Below are 21,668 nucleotides of genomic sequence, written 5' to 3'. Positions count from 1 at the left end.
GCTTTATATTCTACCATGCTGTGCCTATGATTGTGAACCTTCTTTTTTGCTGTTACCCCGATTTATTGAGCGGATACATATTGTCACAGCAGTCGATATTGTCACAGCAGTCGATCGGCCTCAAAAGCTCTTTTTTGAGGTCGTTCCGTTTACACCCAAGCTCGGAAACCCAGTTTCTTCAAGAAACCGGGCTTGTATTTCACTGCTTGTGACTACGCCACCACGAGGAAGTCTGTATTGGAGAGGTTATCCGGAGAACCCACAATTGTGGCAAACTGACCACCACCTGCTCCAAAACCTGCCGCAGCATTGTTTGGGTTGTAGAACAAATTGCCAGTCAGACGGTTATAAACAATCTCATCCAAGCTGTTTCCTGCAACGCCGACTTCTAATCCGGCAGCCACATTGATTGTCGAAAAGTCTCCAGCCAGCAAAATATTACCAGCACCCGTTTCGAGAGCTGCGAAAACTGTCTTGTCCAGGACAATTTTATCGATGCCAATCGAGAGGTTATTGATTGTATCTACACCAGCCGCAGGAAGAGCCGTATTGAAGAGGAATCGGTCATTACCGCCTCCGTCAATTAGGACATCACTGCCAGCACCGCCATTTAAGGTATCACTGCCAGCACCGCCAGTAATAGTGTCATTGCCACCTAAACCATTGAGGGTATTGTTGCCGCTGTTACCCGTGATTTGGTTGTTGAGGTTGTTACCCGTACCGTTGATATTGGCAGCTCCGGTGAGGACTAGGTTTTCCACGTTAGCATCCAGGGTATAGCTGACAGAAGACTGGACAATATCAATGCCCTGATTGACATCCTCAACCAGATTGTCGGTAGTCCTGTTGACGATGTAAACGTCGTTACCAATTCCACCGAAGAGGTTGTCATTACCCTCTCCAGTTGCATTCAAGGTGTCGTCGCCTTCCCCACCGTACATGAAATCTAGACCCGCGCCACCAGTTAGCAAGTCATTTCCAGAATCGCCATAGATATTGTCGTTACCACCACCCCCATTGAGGATGTCATTTCCACCAGCGCCAAAAATATTGTCCGCTGCTACACCTCCAGTAAGGTTGTTAGCAAGATTGTTTCCGAATAAATTTGCCATGATATTTGCCCCTGAAAAATTTCAGTACATTAGATGTGAATTTGCAGGCTAAAAAATGGCTGTGAATAACTCTCCGATGTTAAAATTGCCAAGCTCAATTAATACAAGCCTTGACAAGAAATTTTTACCTTGATACTGAAGAGTTGTATCAGTAAAAACTCTGATGAGATAAATCCCCCGCTCCTCTGAAATTCATCGTTGCAATTACTGACTTCAGCAACCTATTTATTGACACTCCCCGGCCTAAAAGCACCAGGATTATTGATTCATAGAGCCGACTTGCCGATAAGCGAATTGCTTTAACATTAGTAGCGGTCAGCTCTCCACAAGCGTGTAGGGCTTCACCCCCTATTTCCCGTAAGCCCGACGGTAATTAATCTCCGACTCAGGATATTCTTCGCGACCTTGCGATCTCGATCTAAAATATATCCACACTCACAAACATGAGTACGTTTTGATATTTTTTTCACAGACCACATTTGCGCAGTTAGAACATTCTTGAGATGGCGCTTACCTAGAATCAGTCTACCTAGAATCAGTCTACCTAGAATCACTCTAGCTTTAATTCTGTATCACGATATTGTTCTAACGCTTCTAACTTAAAGAGTGCTAGATTGTTAGCAAAAATTTACAAAAAACTTGAGTTATTGGTTGTGTATGCTAAACTTTTAGCAGAGCTTGGAGTCCAATAGAACTCGCGAAAAAAGAACTGCATTTACATAAAAAATAATAAGTATTCAAGATAAAAAAATCTCTAAATCTTTGCGGGTATGGTTTTGGGACTAGACTGTATTTATTTTAAGACTCACAATGAGAAAAAAACAATGTAAAAAACGATAACAATCACAAAAAACAGAAATAAACTATATTAAATTTAATGGAATATCTAAAAGATGAAATTAAAAATATATTATTTTTAATTTGAGTTTGATTTTTAGTTATACGAATTATTGTTGAAAGCTTAATATCTGCTCTATCAAGGTAGACGCAGGTAATTACGCATTAAATTTTACTAAAAAAAGCGAAAATAGCGCTCGTTATTAATAATGTTTTTTTCAAATAACAGAAGATTGCCTCACCAAACAAATGAAACATAATTGCATAAATTTTATTGATGATTAATTGTTTCCACCAGAATATAGCCGAGAGTACAACTTAAGTGCATGGGTGTAGCCTTCGAGCAAAAAATGTATTGCCAATCGACTTTTTAGATCGTTTTAAGAGCTAGAGTATTTATTAGACTTCTCCAAACTTGGTGCGATGGATCGCAAGCTAGAATAGAATTTAACCGAAATTTTCGCGAGTCAAATGCGAGCGGATATCTAAAAAAAACCTGAAGACGCAAACTAGATTAGTCAGGGTTAATTATTATTAATAAATAATTCGGCTAAGTGTTCGGGGAATTAATAATAAATTAAATTTCCTACAAGCAGTGGATTTTGGTTTAGAAATTTTCATGATTTTTCAATGCGAGCTTTGCTTTTTTGGGAGTTTCCTATGATATTTAGCATACTAAATACAGAACTGCTAAATAAATATACTCACCTGTAGAAAAGTTAATGAATTTAACTCGTATCGTAATCAGCGTTACTTTTATCAACGGGGTCGAGCCGGCGCCAACCAGGCGAGTGGCATGATTCCTAGCTATAGCCTTTCTCGGTAACATGAGGTGCATGCTCGATAAGCGGCCTCCGTGGCCTCCGTGGCCTCCGTGGCCTCCGTGGCCTCCGTGGGCATACCTCATCAAGATTGAGAACTGCTATATATTTGTCACCACTAATTTCAAAGGTGGTACCCGCCACGCGATCGATCAGTGGGATCGATCCCAAATCGAAAATCGAAAATCCTTGCGTCCCCCGCATTTATCTCGCGCAAGTCAATCGAAAATCTAAAATCTAAAATCTAAAATCGATTGACCCCCCTGGAGTGAGATCCGATCCACGACCGCGGGGGGGCTGTAACCCTATTGCTTTCCGTCAGTTATTTTAGTCCGTAATATCCCTGGGTGGAGTATGTGTAGCAGGAATTTTAAGCTTCTAGTTTTAACAAATGGTTAAAAACTTGTATTTAGTAGGAAACTAAACATAGTAAAAAAAATTAGTTCGTTTTAGATGCTACTTTTTAAGGATTTATAACGAAAATATATAATTATTTTTTAGGGCCTTGTCAGTGATTTCACTTAAGTGTTATCCTTTCAGAGTACAATCACTTTCAGGTTACAAAATCTCCTTTTAAATAAAATGAGACTCTCGGCAAACCGAGGAGCCATGTCCGATCTCAATGTTTAGATAAAAGCAAAAAAGCAAAAAAACTCTAGTTAACGGAAGATTAACGCTATGTTAAAACTGAGTGCTTTATTTCCAATCCATTGCAATGACCGAGCCATCAGCCACGTATTTTTTTCAGTGTGCAAAGAATGGCAACACCCTGAGCTGAAGGCTCGCATGGTTGTCCCGAGTTGCGATCGCTCGTGCCGCGACTCCAATATAGTTGAAGCAATTCCGTCATTTCTGAAAAAACTTTATTACCGCAGTCCCAGTCTTCCCAAAATTAAGACAGAGAAGCGTTTTCTCAAAGATCTCAAAAATTTTGATGCGGCCTACTTGTGGCCCGGTCTCTCATTAGATACTGTAAAAAGCGTTAACAAGCAGAGCAAGCCGATTTTTTGGGAGCGAGTTAATACTTGTCAAAGGCAAGCTAAGAGTATCCTTGACGATGCTTACTCTCGCTTGGAATTGCAACCTCAACACCAAATTACCTCAGAAACAATTCAGATCGAAGAGCAAAAACTCAAGGTAGTTGACTTTCTGTTTTGTCCCAGTCCGGCAGTAGTAAAATCGTTTCAAGAAGCCGGAGTGCCTGAAGAGAAACTGCTTTTAACGACAGAAGGTTGGTCGCCAGAGCGTTTCCCGAATTATCAATCCCAAAAACCGCCGTCAGAGGAAGTTAACATCCTTTTCTTAGGTTTTGCCTGCGTCCGCAAAGGGACTCACCTGCTTTTGCAGGCTTGGGAGCGAGCAGGGATTAAGGGAAAACTGACAATTTTTGGCAAACTCGAACCGGCGATCGCTCAAACTTGCAGCCATTTGCTGAATCGTCCTGATGTAGTTCACTTTGATTATGCCTTGGACTACAGTTCTGCCTATCGCCAAGCTGACTTTTTTGCCTTTCCCAGTCTGGAGGAAGGTAGCGCACTCGTTATCTATGAAGCAATGGGTCATGGTTTGCCGATTCTCGCTTCACCGATGGGAGGAGGCGGTGTTGTGCGTGATGGCATTGACGGCATAATTCTTCCTCCCTACGATACTGACGCCTGGGTGGAAGGACTGCGAAAACTATCTAATTCTCCTGATTTGCGGGCTAAGATGGGAGCCTCCGCCCGCCAGCGAGCTTTGGAGTTGACTTGGCCGCAAGTTGCTGCTAGACGCGGAGAGCAGATTCGGCAAAAAATGCAGGCAAAATAAAAACTAAAAAAGAGAGGACTGACGAAGAGTCTTTATTTCGTAAAATCTTTAAGAAACGACTCTTCGTCCTCACTACTTGCCTGATGGTGGTTATATGACAGGACTAGATATAAGTCCTACTCAAGTTTAATTAGGCTGACCTAATTATTAACTTTGTCTTGATTTGTAGGCTCCAGAAGCCAGCCGTTTTTCAAATAACCACTGCTTGCTTTCCGGAGAATCCTCTACCCAGCGATCGATCAAATCCGCCCATTTGACAGGCAGGCGCAACTCATGCCAGGTTGAGTGAGAAGCCACAGAAAGATTGTGGTAAAGCGCTGAATCCGAAATCACTTTTTCGATACATTCTGCTAAAGCCTGAGAGCTCCCCGCCTCAAAAATCATCGAATTAATACCGTGTTTCAAGTGGGTTTTAAACATCGGGTGATCCGAAGCTACTATCGGTGTTCTAGTCCGTAAAGCGTGCTGAATAGTCAGGGGAAAACCTTCGGGATATTCGGGCCGGCTAGTAACTAAAACGAGATCTGATTCTCTCATTAAAGGTTCTAAAGTCTGAGTTGGCACGATTCCCAGAAATTCTACGGAATCTTTAATTTGCAACTGTTCGACTCGCTGGGCAAAAAACTCTTCTTCGCCTTGACCGGCCATTTTTAAGTGAACTGATATATTCCGCTCTCTTAACTTTGCTACGGCTTCTAGGATATCGCCAACTCCCTTGCTTTGTATTAACAAGCCTGCGTAAAATAGTTTCAAAGTTTTGATGCCAGCAGAGATTTCTTTCGGCGGAAGAGAACCGGGATTGCTGTCTATCAGGAAGTCCCAAGGAATTATTTTATCGGGTTTTACTCCAATTTCGTTGAACAATAAAGATGAAGTTATGCCGTAAGTCCCAACCCATTCTATTTGCTTGTTATTCAACAACTTAGCGAGGAAATAGTTGCGGAATTTCTGGCGCCAAGTATTTGTGGCAATAGATTCTGCAAATACGGCGATGGTTCTAATTTTATTTTTAATGGCCCACTTAAAAACGTCGGGAAGAATCGTCCGCATGATTAAGTGAGTCGGATTTTGCTTGGCAATTAACTCGATCAATTTTTGGGAATTAATTGGATAACTAAATCCGCAAGCGATCGTCCGCACGCCGTTTTCTAGAACCTGCTCGTTAAATTCTGGTGTCATGCAGCACATAACCGTTACTGACTCGGCTCGTTTTGCAATCTCGGTAACGGCATCAACAGAATACTTTTGAGCGTAGTATGTTTCGCTTCCACCTTTGGCTAAACGCTGAAAGGCTTCTGCATAATCGCCGGCATACTGAACTATGACTAAGCGCATTTTCCTCAACTCTGATTGTAAAGTACTCATAGGACTTACGGTGCCAAAGATTTGTAATCAGGTTTATGTGGACGGTTTGATTTACTGCCACTCTAAAACTGTTCATTTTATTTGGCTTCAGCCTTATTATAAAGAGTTTCGGCCACAGTCACGTCAATAGATAGCGGCTGCAGCCGCTTTGTATGGGGGTTTCAAGCTAATTTTATCTTGATTTTTCTGAGAGTGTGTTGCAAGTAGAATGCGGGAATTAATCCCGACTAAGTAACGAGAAATACTGTCCCCTGCAATTTGATGTCCGAAGTTGCGATCGGCACTCACTGTCGGCACTCACGTACCATATTGGAGGGGATGCCAGCAGAATTTGCCTGTAAAATTCACAAACCGTTACAATATTTGGTTTTAGGGCATTCAGTAAGCCAAAGTTTCTAAAGTTTCCCGCAGATAAGAGCGAACCTGCTGATCGATGGTGGCATTTTCCTGTTGACGCTCAAAATTCAGTTCTAGCTGCCAGCGTTGAAATCCTGAACTTGCGCCGATCGCGGATTTGAGACTGCCCCAGATTTCAGAATCTGCGCACAGCTCGATCGGCTCTGCGGCGTTAGGTTCTTGTGCGAGCGGTAGATAATTCGCCATATTGTTATACCTCTGTTTTAATCCCCTGTAAGGATTGAAAGCTTACTTTGACACTCTCTATTATAGATTCTTCTCTCCAAATAGCCCATATAAAATATCCACAGCCTGCGATTAAAAATTAAATATTAAGACTATTAATAATCTCAATCAGAGGACTGGCATTACCTATTTTTTAAGAGCATAAATCTGTCCAAATGAAGGTAGCTTAAACTACAATTCTACGCATCTTAATTTTTTATTTCACTTTTTTTCGCTGGACTGTTCGGGTAGGGATGTAACGCCGTTGGTGTCAGCAGTTTTTTGGTTGACAATACTGCAGGCTGACGAATTCTCTATGCCGGATGCTGGTTCAATTGACTCTGGGGGTGGAGTCACCGCGGCAGTTGTCTCGACGGCGAAAGCCGGCAAAAGTCGATCGACTTGCCAGCCCGCGATCGTAAAATCCTGCCGAATTTTTTCTAAAATATGAGGCTTTGTGGCTGCAAATTCCGATTCCGGGGTCAGCAAAACAGCCATGACACTAGCAGACACCTGCAAAAACAAATTGCTAGCTAAAAAAGCAGAAGCTGCCAAAAACAATCCAGCCCACCGCCAGGAAGGAGGAAAGGGAGCCACCGAAGCAGCGAGGGGAGCGAATCGGTATAGCTGCCACAAAATTACTGCCAGTAAAAGAGCGACAAAAAGAGCTAGTCCTTGATTTAATTTAGTTTTAAAGCGAGTCAGAATCCGGTGCTGCGCATTAGTTAAATTCTGCGGTTTGACCGCCACAACTAAAATACTAAAAATGTAAAAAGGGCGGAACCACTGCATCCACAGCACAGGAACAATACCTGCTGCAGCTACTAAAAACATTTCTAACCAAACAGGAAGCAGGGGAGAACCCACTGCAAGTCCCAGCAAGCACAGTCCCAGGAAAATCGGCAGTGCAGCCGCCCCAGAAAGGTGAATCCACAAGAAAGGATCTGACCAAAAAGAACGCACTTTAAAACGCACTTTAAATAGTTATGAGTTTTGATTTTTGAATTTTTAGTTTTGAGAGTCTCGGACGCACTCTTGACCCAGAAACCCGGTGCGAGGAGTACATATCTAGCTGTCAAACCGAGGACTTATAGGAAGAAACCGGGTTTCTTTCCGTAAGTCCTATTTGAATGCGTGAATGCGTGAATTTTAAGTTAAAAACCAAAGTTGCGAGTGATGACTTTTTGAGTATTGAGTGAAGAGAATAGTTGGGAGGTAGAGGCAATTTAATTGCCTTTGCTCAAAACTTCTCTTCCACCTCAACACTCAAAGCTCAAAACTATTGAGATAGAGTCCGGCGCTTAGTAACCATCCGGTAGGCTTCAATAATATCGCCCTCCGCCCAGTCGCTAAACCCGCTCAAGGAAATACCGCATTCAAAGCCAGCATTAACTTCCTTGGCATCTTCCTTCATCCGTTTCAGGGAGTCGAGGACGCCTTCGTAAACGACATTGTTGCTACGGCGCACCCGCACCTTGCAGTTACGGATGACTTTACCAGAGAGTACCATACATCCAGCCACAGCCCCGCGACCGATCGCGAAGACAGCGCGCACTTCCACGCTTCCGAGAGGTTCTTCGACCAGTTCGGGTTCCAGCAAGCCTTCCATCGCCCCTTGAATGTCATCCAAGAGGTTGTAGATGATGCTGTATTCCCGCACGTCTACGCCCGCTTGGTCGGCCGCTTGGCGAGCGCCGCTGGCGAGAGTAGTATTGAACCCGATAATCACAGCATTGCTGGCTGCGGCGAGGTCAATATCCGTTTCTGTGATTTCCCCAGGAGCAGATAGCAGCAGTCTGAGTTGAACTTCTTTTTGAGGAAGTTGAGTCAGAGCGCCGACAATTGCTTCGAGCGAGCCTTGAACATCTGCCTTCAAGATCAAGTTTAGTTCCTTGAGAACGCCTTCTTTTGCTTGTTGAGAGAAGCCGCTGAGGCTGATCCGGCCGCCTTGCAGGAGGCGCGAATCTCGTTGGAATGTAGCTCTTCCAGAAGCGATCGCCGCTGCTTCTTTTTCGTTTCCGAAGACATCAAACTCGTCTCCCGCGCGAGGAACTTCCCGCAGCCCCAGCACTTCCACCGCGAAGGATGGAGTTGCTCGATCTACGCGATCGCCCCGGTCGTCGATCATTGCCCGAACCTTGCCCAAAGCCGAGCCTGCGACCACAATATCGCCCACTCGCAAAGTACCGTTCTGCACCAGCAGAGTTGCCACAGGCCCCCTTGCCTTGTCGAGGTGAGCTTCAATCACCGTACCCTTAGCCGGTCGGTTCGGGTTGGCGTTGAGGTCTTCCATTTCCGCGACTGTCAGAATCATTTCCAACAGCGTATCCAGGTTTTCGCCTCGGATAGCGCTGACTGGAACCATCGTGATATCACCGCCCCAGTCATCTGCTACCAAGCCGTACTCAGTCAGCTCTTGCTTCACCCGTTCCGGCTGAGCGCCCTCCTTGTCTACTTTATTGATAGCAACGACAATTGGAACTTTCGCGGCTTTCGCGTGGCTGATAGCTTCAATTGTCTGAGGTCGCACCCCGTCGTCCGCCGCCACCACCAAGATAGCGATGTCCGTAACCCGAGTTCCCCGAGCCCGCATCGCTGTAAACGCTTCGTGTCCCGGCGTATCCAAAAATACCACCTGCTGGCTCTTGCCTTCGTGTTCCACATCCACGTGGTAAGCCCCGATGTGCTGGGTAATCCCCCCAGCTTCTCCTTGAGCCACCTTTGTTTTGCGGATCGAGTCAAGCAAGGTAGTTTTGCCGTGATCCACGTGTCCCATAATCGTTACCACTGGCGGACGGCGTTCGAGGTATTCCAAATCGGCTGCGTCCAGCATCTCGATCACCTTGAGTGCTGGGGCTGCTTTTTCTGGGGTTTCTACCTCTACGCCCATTTCTTCGGCTACCATTCTCACCGCTGGAATGTCCAGGGTTTCGGTAATGTTGACCGCAATGCCTTTAGAAAACAGCCGCTTAATAATTTCGGTTTCGGGAACAGCCAGAGTAACTGCTAGTTCTTGAACGGTCATTGGCCTGCTCAGCAGCAGTTTTTCTGGACGTTCTACCTTAGCTTCGGCTGTTTTGCCCCGGTTGCCGCGTCCCCCGCTGGAACCTGAAGAAGAACTCTTATCGTGAGAAGGGCCCGGTCTCTTATTTTTTCCGCTGCTTCCGGGTGCGCCCGGAGTTGGTGTTGACTTGGGTGCTGCTTGTCCCTTCGCTTTAGCAGGGCGGGCTAGGGACAGGCTGACCGTGACTGGTGCTGGCAGATCCAAGCCGTTTTCTAACTCATCGTCATCCTCGTCTATGGGTTTGAGGCGAGAACGTTTTGCCTTAACTGCCTTGGCAGCTTTGGCAGCATCTGAGTTTTCGTCATCATCTTCTTCCCAAATGACCGATGTCTTTTTGGCAGGACGAGGGAGAGTTGGCCTGCTCAGGAGAGGAATCTCGAGCAACGGCGTATTATCTTCTTCATGGTCATCAGTGTCATCGCCTGCGGCTCCGGTGTCACCGCCCCGGCTGCGCAGCCCGGTAGCTGACGTTGCGGGGGCAAGGCTCCGGCGCGGGCCGCCGGGCTGGGGTCGATCGGCAAGTGGAGTTTTTACTGGGCCGCCAGCGCCTTCTCGGCGCGGTCTTTGCGCGTCGCGAGATTCGGTAGCTCCCGGTGCGGGTCTGCTGGGGCGACTCGGTTTAGCCGGAGCTTCCAGAGTTTCTGCCTGTTGTGATTGCTCTTGCTCGGTTTTGGCAAGTTTGAGTACCGGCTTGTTTCCCAGATTTTGTGGGGTGCGGTTAGCCGACTCGGACGCCGGTCTGACTGGCGGCGACGTGAGTTTTGGCGACGGCCCGGGGGGGGGGACCTGCTGGCGCTGGGTGCGTTCCGGAGCCTTTTCCGACGGCGGTTGAGGTGCCACAGGTATCTGAGCCTGGGCGGTGGTTTCCGGGGCGATCGCACCTACAGTTTCCGAACCTGTTTCCGAGACTGTTTCTGACGGAGCAGCCGAGACAGCCACATTTGGCTTCGACAGTACAGGTCGATTGATATTTGGTTTAGCGGGAGGCTGGAGTTGTTGAGCTGCGGGCGATTTGGGAGGAGTTGCCACGGTTGCTGCTGCTGCTGCAGCAGACTGGTCTTTTTTCTCCTCGTTGCCCGCAGGCTGGGAGGAAGCACCAGCCTGCCGTACTTTTGGACTGCGTATTTCTAAAATTTGCTGCTTTTTTTGTTGGTCGTTAGGGTGAGGGCCAGATTCTCTAGATGGCGCTGCTGCTCTTTCGGGGGGAGCTGGCTTGCCGGGGGAAGAGTGGCTGCTGGCTACGTATTTTTCCGCTGTTTTGCGAATGCGTTCTGCTTCGGATTCTGTAATTGTGCTGCTGTGGCTCTTGACTGAAATATTGAGCCGCTCGCAAACTGCCAAGATGTCTTTATTATCCAAATTTAGTTCCCGTGATAATTCGTAAATTCTTACTTTGCCGTTGTTCATCCACTCTGCCCTCTTTTGTGCCAACCAGTTTTTACATTTTGATTTTTTGTTCTAATGACGACATCATTCGCTGTGATTGATTCAGTGTCAGGAATCGGGGTTTTGGTACTCGCTCAGCAATTTTATCTAATAGATGCAACTTGCTGAAGTCTGCGGTTGGAGAATTCTCAAGTCTTTTTTGGAACTTGGAACTCTAAAGTCTGAATTTTGGCAACAGCCACAAATCAAGCTTCAAAGTTTACCTTTCCACCTTGAGGATACCTCTGCTAGTACCCTACCCTTATCTAATCTGACACAAATCTTTCCAGACTGGTGGGCAGATCGGATTGGGGTTTTATAGCTGGCGCTACCGGTAATTACTGGTAGGGCTGCCAAGAGGGTTTATACAGTCGATGCCGAACTCTTGTCGGTTTTTCGTCCGGCCCGGTCCGAGTAAGATGTACAGTCAGATGTGGCTAAACGCTGCCAAAGTGTTTGGTACAGTTCGTCAGACACAGGTGCTTTGAGCGATCGCCCAAGTCGATTTTTTTTCTGAGCTGCTTTGAGGCATTCTGCTTCCGGACAAAGGTAAGCGGAACGACCGAGGCCGCGATCTAATTGTACCTGATGAGAAGGATAGAGCCTGACAACTCGCCAAAAAGCTTCCTTAGGAGCTATTTTTCTACAACTTGCACAGCACCGGTAGTTCGGTTTCATCGGAGTAGGGGGAGAGGGGGGGAGTAGGGGACAACTCCTCATTGTCTCCCGATCGGGAAAATCGTGTGAATGTCGCTGTTGTTAGACTGTGGCTTCGGTTTCCTCGGTGGCGGCTGCCTCCTCTTCCTCAAATTCTGCGGTTTCCTCGTCGCCGTCGAAGTCTGATGCTTCGTCTGCGTCGTAGTCGCCTGCTAGTTCTTCGAGCCTGGTTGCTTCTGCTGCCAGTTTGGTGTCTTCGGCGGCGCGATCGTACTTAGCAATATCTTTGATATCGATTTTCCAACCGGTGAGGCGGGCTGCGAGGCGGACGTTCTGACCTTCTTTGCCAATGGCAAGACTCAGTTGGTCTTCAGCGACCAAAATGTGAGCTCTCCTGCCTTCTGGAGCAACTAAACGCACTTCGTCTACTCTAGCGGGACTTAGAGCGTTGGCAATATAGGTTGCCGGGTCTGGAGACCAGCGGATCACGTCTATTTTTTCGCCCCGCAATTCGTTGACTACTACCTGAATCCGCGATCCCCGCGCTCCAATGCAGGCTCCTACGGGGTCTACGTCGCGATCGAGAGTATCAACTGCTATTTTAGTCCGGGGGCCGACGTGCCGGGAGGGCGGATTTGCCTCCCTGGCTACGGCGACAATCCTCACCACCCCATCTTCTATTTCTGGTACTTCGTTAGCAAACAGGTAAACCACCAAACCTGCGTCGGCTCTAGAAACAAGTAACTGCGGCCCTCTAGTAGAACCTTCGCCTACTTTTTTGAGATAAACCTTGAATGTAGCGTTGGCGCGGTAATTGTCGTTGGGCAACTGTTCGCGCTTCGGGAGTTCGGCATCTACTTCTGGCTGACCGAAACTGCTGGTGACTGCTAAAATTACCGACTGCCTCTCAAACCTGAGCACTCTTGCTTGAAGAACGGTTTCTTCTAAATCTTTAAATTCTTCTTGAATCATTTTGCGCTGTTGGTCGCGCAGTTTTTGAGCCAGGACTTGTTTGGTCTGGATGGCGGCCATGCGACCAAATTCTTTTTGATTTGGTGTTACGTCTACGAGCACGATGCTCCCAGGCTGAGCTTCGGTGGCTACTTCTTGCACTTCGGAAAGTGAGATTTCGTGATCGGGATTGGCGACTTCTTCGACAATAGTTTTGTTGGCTAAAACGCGGAAACCTTCTTGTTCTGCGTCGAGTTCTACATCAAAATTGTCGAAGTATTCTTCGCTGAAGTGATCGAGTTTTTGGGTGCGGCGGTAGCGTTCGTATCCTTTGAGCAGGGCTTCACGCAAGGCTGCTTGGACGGCGTGTTTGGGTAAATTTCGCTCTTTGCTAATACCTTCGACCATTTCTTTTAGTCCGGGTAGGGGAACCATTGACATATAAAACACTCCTTTTTTGCTTGGGTAATAAGTAACTGGTAATTCGTAATTGCCGAGGGTAAGTCATGAGTGATGAGGAATTAGTTACAGAATTCAATTGGGTTAAATAGGCGTTATCACCTGTTTTTGTTTCACTTTAACCCGTAGTTATAGTTTTTATAATTCCCAACTCACGCACTCAAAATTCAAAACTTCCCTTTACCTCTCTTTGCCTTCGTCTAGTTCAACTTTGACAATCTGAGGGCGGGGAATTTTAACCTGTCGCCCTTTTTGATTGAGATAAACCGCTGTTTCATCCCGGCCCACGAGCAGTCCTTTCCACTCTTTGATTCGCGAGTCAGGTTCGGTGGCTTTGACTGTCACGGGGAAACCTTTAAAGGTAATGAATTCTCGATCGCTGCTGAGCAATCGGGATATGCCGGGACTAGAAATCTCTAGCACGTAGGCGTCGGGTATGATTTCGGATGCGTCTAACTCGGCTTCGAGGGCTGTACTCATCCGCTCGCAGTCGGCTAAACCGGTGTCTTGCTGGAGGTTGCGAATATCTACCCGCAAGACGGGAGGACTTTGGTTGGTGTGAAACACTGCTCCCACTACTTCCAATCCCAGTGTTTCCGCAACGGGGGTAGCTAAGTCAATGATTTGTGGGATTAGAGGATGAGTCATATCGAATACTTAAGTTAAAACTCCTGAACTCGGACACGGGCATGGAAAAATTTGGTGTTGAGATTGCTTGGCTTTGAGGTGGTTTTATTGGGTCGCTGCGACTTTTGTCTTCAACTTTGGGACTTTACGCAACATCCCTGCCGGGGCTATCACGGGGGGATTACCCCTACTAGAGCAGTCCTCAACTTGCAAGTCTGACGCCCTGAGTTCTTTTCCTGCGACTAATGCAACAAAAAAAGTGGGCTTGACCCACTCCTAGGTAAAACACTTTCTTCCAAGAAGTTTGAGGACTCCCTCCGATCGAAGGCAGGCCTCATTTCTCAGTTTAGCTCGATCGCCCGCCCACTGACAAACCGATCGCGCCGGGGGGAGTGTCTGAAGAGGTGACTGGGGGAGTGGGGGAGTTGAACAGAGGAGGAAAGTTGGGAAAATATTCCTTCTTCCCTCAACATCCATCGGTTAAATTCATTACATAAATCAGTTAAATCCCCTACACTGCTTCGTTAGCGAACTTCCCTCGAACCTCGAACCTGAAAATCCATCCGTTAAATCAGTTGCCGAACTTCCTTCTATATCGGTTAGCTTAACGCGGGGCTATTCGTTGCAGTTCTTTGGCTTGTTCTAAAATTTTCTCGAAGTCTTCTTCGCTCAACCGCTGAATGTAGTTGATTTTGAACTCTTCTAGGAAGTCGCACAGCAGCAGTTGTATTTCTTGCCAGGTTTGCTGCTGTTGCAGTTCGGCTCCCAAAGCTTGCCCAAAATGTTGAACTAGCTGGCTTGAGAGTTTGGTGCCGATGGGGTCTTCACTGGCGATTTTGAAGGCTTCGTAGGCATCTTGCGGGCCGAGTGTGACTAATTTGGATAGTTCTGCAACTAATTGCTCTGCTAGCTGTGCGGGCAGGTTTCCCAGTCCGGGTACTTGCTTCCATCCTTGATAAAGGGGGGATTGTTTGAGAAATAGTTCTATATTGTACCGCAGGAGGGCTTCTAGGTCGGGCTGGAGTTGGGGGAGGACTTTGTAGACGGTTACTTGGACTAGATGCGTGGCGATCGCTTCTATTTCATTGATATTGTTTATGTCTAGATAGCGCTGTTTTTGGGATTGAAATAGTTGACGGGCTAGTTCGCCTGTGGTAATTGATTGTTGCATCTGGTTGATGAGTTGAATTACTACTACTTCGGTCAATTCTTGGGCGAAGTTGGCGACGAAACCTCGGCTGATTTGGGTGCGTATGGGTTGGAGATCCGGGATTTTGGCTTGGTGCATGCGAATTGTGACGGGCAATACTCGCAACAGGCGCCAGAACGGTAGGAACAGGAAGATGTCGTACCACCGCCAGAGCATGGCTGCTCGCCAAGTAACGCTGGGGTGGCGGCGGCTGATGAAGTAGGTGCGGGCTAGAAATTCGATCGCGAATATGGCAATAAATGGCAGGTCTATTTGCCAGAAATTGTCGGTAAATTCGCCGTTGTCTCCGATCTCGCGGTAATAGTTGGTGGCGATTAATGGCTTGATTTTGGTGTCAAACCATTTGATTTCTTGTTGCCAGCCTTGTTTGTTTAAATACTCTTGGCTCCAAAATGTTTGGAATGATTGTTTGGCGGAGTCTTGGGGATTCGGAGCGCGATCGCGCATCCGGTCTTTAATTTTTTCTAGGGTGCCGCTTTTTGATGCTACTCGAAATGGATCTTCGTCGATCATTTTCGCGCTCAGATTGTTTATTTCCTGCAATTTGGCTGCTACTTGGGGAGAGGGCAAGCCTGTTTGCACTACTTGACTTTTTAATTCTTCTAAGGTTTCTAGATATTTCTGGGTGTCTCGGTGGGGTTTAATTCCTTTAAATGAGTCGTATACTTGGGTGATAACTGGGAGTTGCCGGAAGTAGAAATCTCGCCAGGGGACATAACTTATGTCAAATAATACTAGGCTTAGATTTCCTAGGGCGACCAGTGCCATGAACCGCTCGAACCACGGTACTTTTGGTGATTCTTTGCGGGATTTGGAAGTTGGAGATGGCTGTAGTTTTGGTGTCACTGGTAGTTCCTAATTAAGTTGACAGAGCGAAATAAATGTAACTGATAATAGCTGAAGAAAGGAAACAGGAAACAACGGGATAATTTTCTGTCTGGCTCGGATTGCGATCGAGCCAGCTAGTATCTATTTTAACGTGAGTTTGTTGGGGAATTTTGGATTGTTGATTGGGCGGGATCGGGTATTTTTTTACTGGCAAAATATTAAGGTCGATTGCACTTGACGGAAGCAGCAGCTCCGGTTAGTCTGCTTCTGTGTAGCAATAAAATTATATCTCAGGTGGAATCCTAAGTTTTTTTCGGCGTTGCAAAGCTAACTAGGCGGAGAATAAATTACTATTTCTGTTTAATCTCCTGGCTATTTGACCGCTAAATCAAATGTATTGCACCTATCGAAGTTTAAGGTTAGATTTGGACTTCGAGTTTGAGTTCAAACCCTCAAGAGAGTTATACTTGCTCAGGGGCAGTCTGGCGAGAGCGCCTTCTCAGACGGCGAGGGTGGCTGCCGCCTCCGTAAGGTTCGGGGTCTCGCCTCAACAACAACCAGCTCGCGATCGGACTCTTGAATAATATGAAACCCTGACTATAATTTTGTTCGCATTTTTTTAATATATGACATACTGCCTTAATCTCGATTGCCCAAGAGACAAGCGTCAGAACCCACCAGGCACAAAGTATTGTCTTAATTGCGGTTCAAAGCTGCTGCTAAAAGACCTTTATGCAGCAACTGAGCCGCTGCGCGACGGAGGATTTGGCAGGACTTTTCGAGCTGTTAATCATGGAAAATTTGAGGAATTGTGCGTGATCAAACAGTTGTCGCCCCCTCAAGAATTTCAGCGGAAACCGGGTCATTTTAAAAAGTATGTTCGACTGTTTGAACAAGAGGCAAGGCGGCTTTACGAACTGAAACACCCGCAAATTCCTCAGTTAATATCTTATTTTCAGGAAGATGGGCGATTGTATTTAGTGCAAGAATTTATTGACGGAAATAATTTAAAAGATGAGTTAGAAAAATACGGTGCTTATAGCGAAATCAAAACTAGGGAACTGCTTTTAGATTTGTTGCCTTTGTTGAAGTTTATTCATGACAGAAATGTAATTCACCGCGATATTAAGCCTGAGAACGTGATCCGCAGATCTCGGGATCGCAAGTTGGTGCTGATAGATTTTGGAGTTTCCAAACAGGTAGTAGCTGCTGCCCCAACAAAAACAGGAACTAAGTTGGGAACTCCCGGCTACGCGGCTCTTGAACAGCGTCACGGTAGGGCTGTTCCTGCTAGCGACCTTTACAGTTTGGGGGTGACTTGCATTCGCTTGCTGACTTCCGTTATGCCTTATCTGGATATCTACGGGGACATTCACGATAACCTTTACGACCCGCTTGAAGGCCGCTGGCTTTGGAGGGACGCTTTGCCGAAAGGAACAAAAATTAGCCAGGATTTAGGTCAGGTTTTGGATAAGTTGATTCAGGAATATGTTAAAGACCGCTACAAGTCTGCTGTGGAAGTTTTGGAGGCTTTAAAACCTCGTGTTGTTGTCCCAGCACCAAAAAAGTTGCAGCAGGCAACTGTTCTTAGTCCTTATATGCCCAGTCAACCTGTGACTCAGATTCCGCTAGTTTCTATAAATTTATGGTCGGAAAAAGGGATTGATTATTCTCAGTTGGAAAGGCTGCTGGCTGCTAAAAATTGGCGCGGTGCTGATGAGGAAACTTCTGGAAAAATGCTGGAGGTGATGCAGCAAATTTCAAGGGGTTATTTGACGGAGGAAGATATTAGGAAGTTTCCAGCTAAGGATTTGCAGACTATCGACCAACTTTGGGTGCGGTACAGTCACCGCAGGTTCGGTTTTTCTGTGCAAAAGGGTTTGTGGGTAAAGTCGGGGGGAAGGGCTGGTGTTTATGATGCTAAAGTTTGGCAGAAGTTTGGCGATCGAGTGGGTTGGCGGGTTAACAGCCAGTGGGTATACTATTCGGAGCTGAATTTTACTTCTAAGGCCAAGCCTGGACACTTGCCGGGGGGGACTGTTTTTGGGTGGGAAGGCGGGGTTTTATGCGGTGTTTTGGGTTTGGGTGGGGTCTGGTTTCTGCTGTCGCGGCGGGATTTGTAGAAGGAAGGTAGAAGGCAGAAGGCAGAATTTATTAGTCACGCTGCACCCCAACCCAAGTCGAAGTGTTAGTCATTAAATAGTTTTGAGGTGCGAATTAAAGAGTTAACAAGTTTTGAGTTTAATCATAGGTTATGTAGAAATTAGGTATAAAAAAAGCGGCAAATAAGATATAATCACAAACTATTTTTTTTGTGCTATGTTCTTAGAGAAGGGCAAGTTTACAAAGTCAAAAGCCAGTCCTCGGCCATGGCAAAGCATGGGGACTGGCTTTGGCTCCACTTTACCAAGGAGATATATCTATTATGTTGCAAGAAAAACGTCTCAAGCCGTGGACTGTAGTTCGCTCGCTTCCGAATGTCGAAAAGGTTGTTGTGGGTGAGTTTCGCAGTTGGTCTGATGCAGACGGTCACTTGAAAATTCTCAAGCGGATGGTTCCGGCGGATCGATTGACTGTTGTGTTCGATCCGGTAGTTCAAGCGTAATGTTGTTGCTAAATTGATCGGCGTGCGATCGCTCTTTGAGCTAAGCGATCGCCTGTTTTTATAAATAAAAAATGCGACCGCTAAAAGGGCGATCGCAAACTAAATTATTGTCCTTAACTGCGCCGAATTTCAGTAATTTGGTCGGCAACATCCAAAATTCTTTGGGGCATGGATGGTCCGGTAAAAATCATATCCAAATGATGCGGCTTGCTGTCAATCAATCCCAGCACTTCTGCTTCGGGAATCAAGCCCAAATTAACAGCTAAACTCAATTCATCAAGAATAACTAGCGCATAACGGCCTTCGCGCACCGCATTTTGAACGTACTGCCACAATTGTTGAATCGATCGCGTCTCCAGCTCATCTAAATCGGCATTATCAATGCAGCGTGGCAAATCGCACCGCACCCAATCTAAGTTTTGCCCCAGCCGCATTGGATGCTGGTGTCCTTGATTAATTCCTCCTTTGAGGAACTGCACCGCCAGCACCGGAGCCCCCTGTCCTGCAATTCGGAGCGCCTGAGCCATGACACTGGTAAAAAAGCAGCGGTGCGGGCCTGTAAAGACTTGCACCAGCCCTTCAACAGTGTAGGGCAAGCTGTGGGTTAAATTGAGTTTAGGGGTTTGTAACTGGGCAACCATAGGGCAATATCTAATCAGCAACTTAGTCTGGATGGCGGCTCTGACCTTGACAGGGATGGAGCCTGCTTAACAATATATAGTGTACGGGGCCGAGTGCGCATCAGATCGAACGCTAGATATACAAGTTGTCAAAAGCTAGTGGCAGTGGCATTCGCAGTCGTTTGTGGGATTTTTGAACTCAATTACCACTGACGCACAAATCGGTTTTTTTTACCAAAATCCGCCCGGGAGCGAGACAGTTATACAGTTATAAGGTGAAAAACCAAGCTGATGAGAGTCTTGCTGCGTCCAGGAGTGTCAAGAAAAGGTACACACATCGCGTAAAATTTGAATGTCGCGGCACTAGGAGCAGGTACTGTGAGATTGGTGATTCTGGGAGGGCCAGGAGCGGGAAAGGGAACTCAGGCACAGCAATTGTGCAGCAATTTGAGCATTCCTTTGCTTGCAGTAGGGGACATTCTCCGCGCGGAAATCGCAGGTGAAACAGACTTGGGCAAATTGGCGGTGCCTTATGTGGAAAAAGGGGAGCTAGTTCCCGATGAAATTTTGATTCAATTTATCGGTCGGCGGTTGCTGCTGTGGGATGTATTTAATGGCTGGCTGTTGGAGGGATATCCGCGAACGGCGTTTCAGGCTGAGGAATTGGATTTTTTATTAGAGGAGTTGGCGCAGGAGCTAGATTGGGCAATTTGGCTGAAAGTGCCGATCGAGGTTTTGTTGAGCAGGTCGATCGAGCGGGATCGATCGGACGATCATCCAGAAATTTTACAGCGCAGGCTCGATTTGTTCCACGAACGCACTATGCCGATCGTAGATTATTATCAGTATCGCAACAGGCTGTTAACTGTCAACGGCGACCAATCCCCCGAACAAGTCCAGCAGGATATTCTCAAATTGATCGAGGCTAACGGCAAATAGTCAGACGATTTTAGATTTTAGATTTTAGATTTTAGATTGAATGACTGCATATTTAACGAGTTTTAAAAAGCCGGAAGAGTAAGGTCAATTTCTCAATTTTTAATTGCCAATTACCATTACGAATTACCTAAATATTATGTCTTTCCAGCGTCCCGACGGCCGACAACCACATCAACTTCGTCCGATTAGTTTCGATCGAGAGTTTACGAAATTTGCTAGCGGTTCCGTACTCGCAAAAAGTGGCGATACTCAGGTACTTTGCAGCGTGACAATCAAGCCGGGAGTGCCGAGATTTCTGGAGAATACCGGACAAGGTTGGCTGACAGCGGAATACCGAATGTTGCCGGGATCTACGCCGCAGCGACAAGAACGGGAATTTATGAAATTATCGGGACGGACTCAAGAAATTCAGCGGTTGATTGGGCGCAGTTTGCGATCGTGCTTGGATATGCAACTATTGGGAGAACGCACCATACTTGTGGATGCGGATGTTTTGCAAGCTGACGCGGGGACTCGGACAACTTCAATTACTGGCGGGTTTGTGGCTGTGGCTGACGCTTTGAACAAGTTGGTACAAAAAGGTGATTTAGTGCGATCGCCCTTGATTCGCCAAGTGGCGGCCGTGTCTGTGGGGCTTTTGGAAGGCGAGCCATTTTTAGATTTGAATTATCTTGAAGATGTGGCGGCTGAAATTGATTGTAATGTGGTGATGAATGGAGATTTGAACATCATCGAAATTCAGGGAACTGCGGAAGAAGGAAGTTTTAGTCGGAGTCAGTTAAATCAAATTTTGGATTTGGCAGAAATCGGGATTCAGGAATTGTTGGAGGCTCAGCGACAGGCTTTGGTTGAGTAGGTAAATCTTATTCCTGATATATATAGAAATAGAGTAAATCCGGTATAGTCTCACTATTCCAGAGTCAAAAGATTGTCTTTGACAGCAATTTTTCCTTGAAAATAGCAGCTAGCTCCCGTACAGACCTAATTTCAGTACCAGCAACACGCTCAGATTCACTTGCTAGTTTTATAGCCTCTTCCTTGTTGCCCTCTACCTCTGCTAACTCAGCTAAACTTAGTAGCACAGTAGCCATTGTATCATTGCGACTAATTTCTCTGCTGAGTAGGAGGCAGTCTTGATAGTAACGTCTAGCTTGCTCATAATCTCCTTGTAGAAAGTGCCATTTTCCCAAATTCATTAGTGGATCGGCTTGATAGTAGCGATATCGAATTCTCATATTAGGATAATCTTCTAGCAAAATTTGATAGTTTTTTAGAGATAGATTAAACTGCTGATAACTTGCCGAAAAATCTCTCAACTCAAGATACACGTATCCAATAACATTTGGTAACTCTGCTTCATGAAGAGCCAATTGATCGTCAATAGGTATTTGACTACGTTTGGTCTTCAAAATTTCCCCAGCTTGATTATAATGCTCTAAAGCAATTTTATACTGCTTTTGCCGATTTGCCAAATTTCCCAAATATCGTAGCAACTTACATTCTTTTGAAAATTCTTTAAGCAATTGATACTTCTGTAGCGATTCCTGGAAACATTGCTGAGCCATGACAAAATCTTCGCCTTCCATGCAAGCGTAGCCCAGTTCACCTAATAGCTGTGCTTGAATCTTGACATCATTTATATGTCTAGAGCGCCAGTCCAGTAAAAGAGGTTGACAAAAAGCCAAAAATATGATGGTCTATAAAAAACTAGCTGGGAAAGC

General features: G+C 46.2%; 16 protein-coding genes. 5 read left to right on the top strand and 11 right to left on the bottom strand.

The window, feature by feature from the left end; all coding sequences use genetic code 11:
• Positions 1-212: 212 nt before the first annotated feature.
• Entirely contained in the window at positions 213-1,112 is a 900-nt protein-coding gene (locus QUA99_RS28225) for a calcium-binding protein (RefSeq protein ID WP_333243367.1), read from the bottom strand.
• Between the two features lie 2,336 nt (positions 1,113-3,448).
• On the opposite strand from QUA99_RS28225, the gene QUA99_RS28220 reads away from it, so the two are divergent.
• On the top strand, positions 3,449-4,576 hold the full coding sequence (locus QUA99_RS28220) for a glycosyltransferase family 4 protein (RefSeq protein ID WP_333243370.1): 1,128 nt from the start codon (positions 3,449-3,451) through the stop codon (positions 4,574-4,576).
• Between the two features lie 147 nt (positions 4,577-4,723).
• Here QUA99_RS28220 and QUA99_RS28215 read toward each other — a convergent pair whose 3' ends face one another.
• From QUA99_RS28215 to QUA99_RS28180, 8 genes are all read right to left on the bottom strand, one after another.
• Positions 4,724-5,941, bottom strand: a complete 1,218-nt coding sequence (locus tag QUA99_RS28215; protein ID WP_333243373.1) for a glycosyltransferase family 4 protein — start codon at positions 5,939-5,941, stop codon at positions 4,724-4,726.
• A 378-nt stretch (positions 5,942-6,319) separates the two neighbouring features.
• Positions 6,320-6,544, bottom strand: a complete 225-nt coding sequence (locus QUA99_RS28210; protein ID WP_333243376.1) for a hypothetical protein — start codon at positions 6,542-6,544, stop codon at positions 6,320-6,322.
• Positions 6,545-6,784: 240 nt separating this feature from the next.
• On the bottom strand, positions 6,785-7,525 hold the full coding sequence (locus tag QUA99_RS28205; RefSeq protein WP_333460488.1) for a low-complexity tail membrane protein: 741 nt from the start codon (positions 7,523-7,525) through the stop codon (positions 6,785-6,787).
• 316 nt (positions 7,526-7,841) lie between these two features.
• Entirely contained in the window at positions 7,842-11,033 is a 3,192-nt protein-coding gene (infB, locus tag QUA99_RS28200; protein ID WP_333243382.1) for a translation initiation factor IF-2, read from the bottom strand.
• Positions 11,034-11,414: 381 nt separating this feature from the next.
• Positions 11,415-11,729 carry a YlxR family protein gene (locus tag QUA99_RS28195; RefSeq protein WP_333243384.1) on the bottom strand — a complete coding sequence of 105 codons (315 nt, stop codon included), beginning with the start codon at positions 11,727-11,729 and terminating at the stop codon, positions 11,415-11,417.
• Positions 11,730-11,810: 81 nt separating this feature from the next.
• Positions 11,811-13,100, bottom strand: coding sequence for a transcription termination factor NusA (gene nusA / locus QUA99_RS28190; RefSeq protein ID WP_333243387.1), 1,290 nt, complete (start codon positions 13,098-13,100; stop codon positions 11,811-11,813).
• 198 nt (positions 13,101-13,298) lie between these two features.
• Positions 13,299-13,766 carry a ribosome maturation factor RimP gene (gene rimP, locus QUA99_RS28185; protein WP_333243389.1) on the bottom strand — a complete coding sequence of 156 codons (468 nt, stop codon included), beginning with the start codon at positions 13,764-13,766 and terminating at the stop codon, positions 13,299-13,301.
• Between the two features lie 583 nt (positions 13,767-14,349).
• The gene (locus tag QUA99_RS28180; protein ID WP_333243403.1) at positions 14,350-15,723 is read right to left on the bottom strand and encodes a hypothetical protein; all 1,374 of its coding nucleotides are present in this window, start codon (positions 15,721-15,723) and stop codon (positions 14,350-14,352) included.
• Between the two features lie 686 nt (positions 15,724-16,409).
• Here QUA99_RS28180 and QUA99_RS28175 point away from each other — a divergent pair.
• The gene (locus QUA99_RS28175; RefSeq protein WP_333243392.1) at positions 16,410-17,906 is read left to right on the top strand and encodes a GUN4 domain-containing protein; all 1,497 of its coding nucleotides are present in this window, start codon (positions 16,410-16,412) and stop codon (positions 17,904-17,906) included.
• A 302-nt stretch (positions 17,907-18,208) separates the two neighbouring features.
• Positions 18,209-18,388 (top strand): hypothetical protein, encoded by a 180-nt coding sequence (locus tag QUA99_RS28170; protein WP_332955199.1) that lies wholly within the window; start codon positions 18,209-18,211, stop codon positions 18,386-18,388.
• Between the two features lie 113 nt (positions 18,389-18,501).
• On the opposite strand, the gene QUA99_RS28165 is transcribed toward QUA99_RS28170, so the two are convergent.
• On the bottom strand, positions 18,502-19,029 hold the full coding sequence (locus QUA99_RS28165) for a P-loop NTPase family protein (protein WP_333243395.1): 528 nt from the start codon (positions 19,027-19,029) through the stop codon (positions 18,502-18,504).
• A 357-nt stretch (positions 19,030-19,386) separates the two neighbouring features.
• Between QUA99_RS28165 and QUA99_RS28160 the strand changes: the two genes are divergently transcribed.
• Entirely contained in the window at positions 19,387-19,947 is a 561-nt protein-coding gene (locus tag QUA99_RS28160) for a nucleoside monophosphate kinase (RefSeq protein WP_333243406.1), read from the top strand.
• A gap of 136 nt (positions 19,948-20,083) precedes the next feature.
• Positions 20,084-20,803, top strand: a complete 720-nt coding sequence (gene rph / locus QUA99_RS28155) for a ribonuclease PH (protein WP_333243397.1) — start codon at positions 20,084-20,086, stop codon at positions 20,801-20,803.
• Between the two features lie 64 nt (positions 20,804-20,867).
• Here the strand turns inward: rph and QUA99_RS28150 are convergent, their stop codons facing one another.
• Complete coding sequence (locus tag QUA99_RS28150; RefSeq protein WP_333243400.1) at positions 20,868-21,533, bottom strand: tetratricopeptide repeat protein; 666 nt, start codon at positions 21,531-21,533, stop codon at positions 20,868-20,870.
• Between the last annotated feature and the right edge of the window lie 135 nt (positions 21,534-21,668).

The sequence above is a fragment of the Microcoleus sp. F10-B2 genome (assembly GCF_036704965.1).
Taxonomy (GTDB): Bacteria; Cyanobacteriota; Cyanobacteriia; order Cyanobacteriales; family Microcoleaceae; genus Microcoleus.
This window is presented reverse-complemented; position numbering and strand designations above follow the sequence as displayed.

Coding starts and splice junctions, on each gene's coding strand:
- QUA99_RS28225 (WP_333243367.1), bottom strand. CDS start 1,112: ATGGCAAATTTATTCGGAAACAATCTTGCTAACAACCTTACTGGAGGT.
- QUA99_RS28220 (WP_333243370.1), top strand. CDS start 3,449: ATGTTAAAACTGAGTGCTTTATTTCCAATCCATTGCAATGACCGAGCC.
- QUA99_RS28215 (WP_333243373.1), bottom strand. CDS start 5,941: ATGAGTACTTTACAATCAGAGTTGAGGAAAATGCGCTTAGTCATAGTT.
- QUA99_RS28210 (WP_333243376.1), bottom strand. CDS start 6,544: ATGGCGAATTATCTACCGCTCGCACAAGAACCTAACGCCGCAGAGCCG.
- infB (WP_333243382.1), bottom strand. CDS start 11,033: ATGAACAACGGCAAAGTAAGAATTTACGAATTATCACGGGAACTAAAT.
- QUA99_RS28195 (WP_333243384.1), bottom strand. CDS start 11,729: ATGAAACCGAACTACCGGTGCTGTGCAAGTTGTAGAAAAATAGCTCCT.
- nusA (WP_333243387.1), bottom strand. CDS start 13,100: ATGTCAATGGTTCCCCTACCCGGACTAAAAGAAATGGTCGAAGGTATT.
- rimP (WP_333243389.1), bottom strand. CDS start 13,766: ATGACTCATCCTCTAATCCCACAAATCATTGACTTAGCTACCCCCGTT.
- QUA99_RS28180 (WP_333243403.1), bottom strand. CDS start 15,723: ATGGCACTGGTCGCCCTAGGAAATCTAAGCCTAGTATTATTTGACATA.
- QUA99_RS28175 (WP_333243392.1), top strand. CDS start 16,410: ATGACATACTGCCTTAATCTCGATTGCCCAAGAGACAAGCGTCAGAAC.
- QUA99_RS28170 (WP_332955199.1), top strand. CDS start 18,209: ATGTTGCAAGAAAAACGTCTCAAGCCGTGGACTGTAGTTCGCTCGCTT.
- QUA99_RS28165 (WP_333243395.1), bottom strand. CDS start 19,029: ATGGTTGCCCAGTTACAAACCCCTAAACTCAATTTAACCCACAGCTTG.
- rph (WP_333243397.1), top strand. CDS start 20,084: ATGTCTTTCCAGCGTCCCGACGGCCGACAACCACATCAACTTCGTCCG.
- QUA99_RS28150 (WP_333243400.1), bottom strand. CDS start 21,533: ATGGAAGGCGAAGATTTTGTCATGGCTCAGCAATGTTTCCAGGAATCG.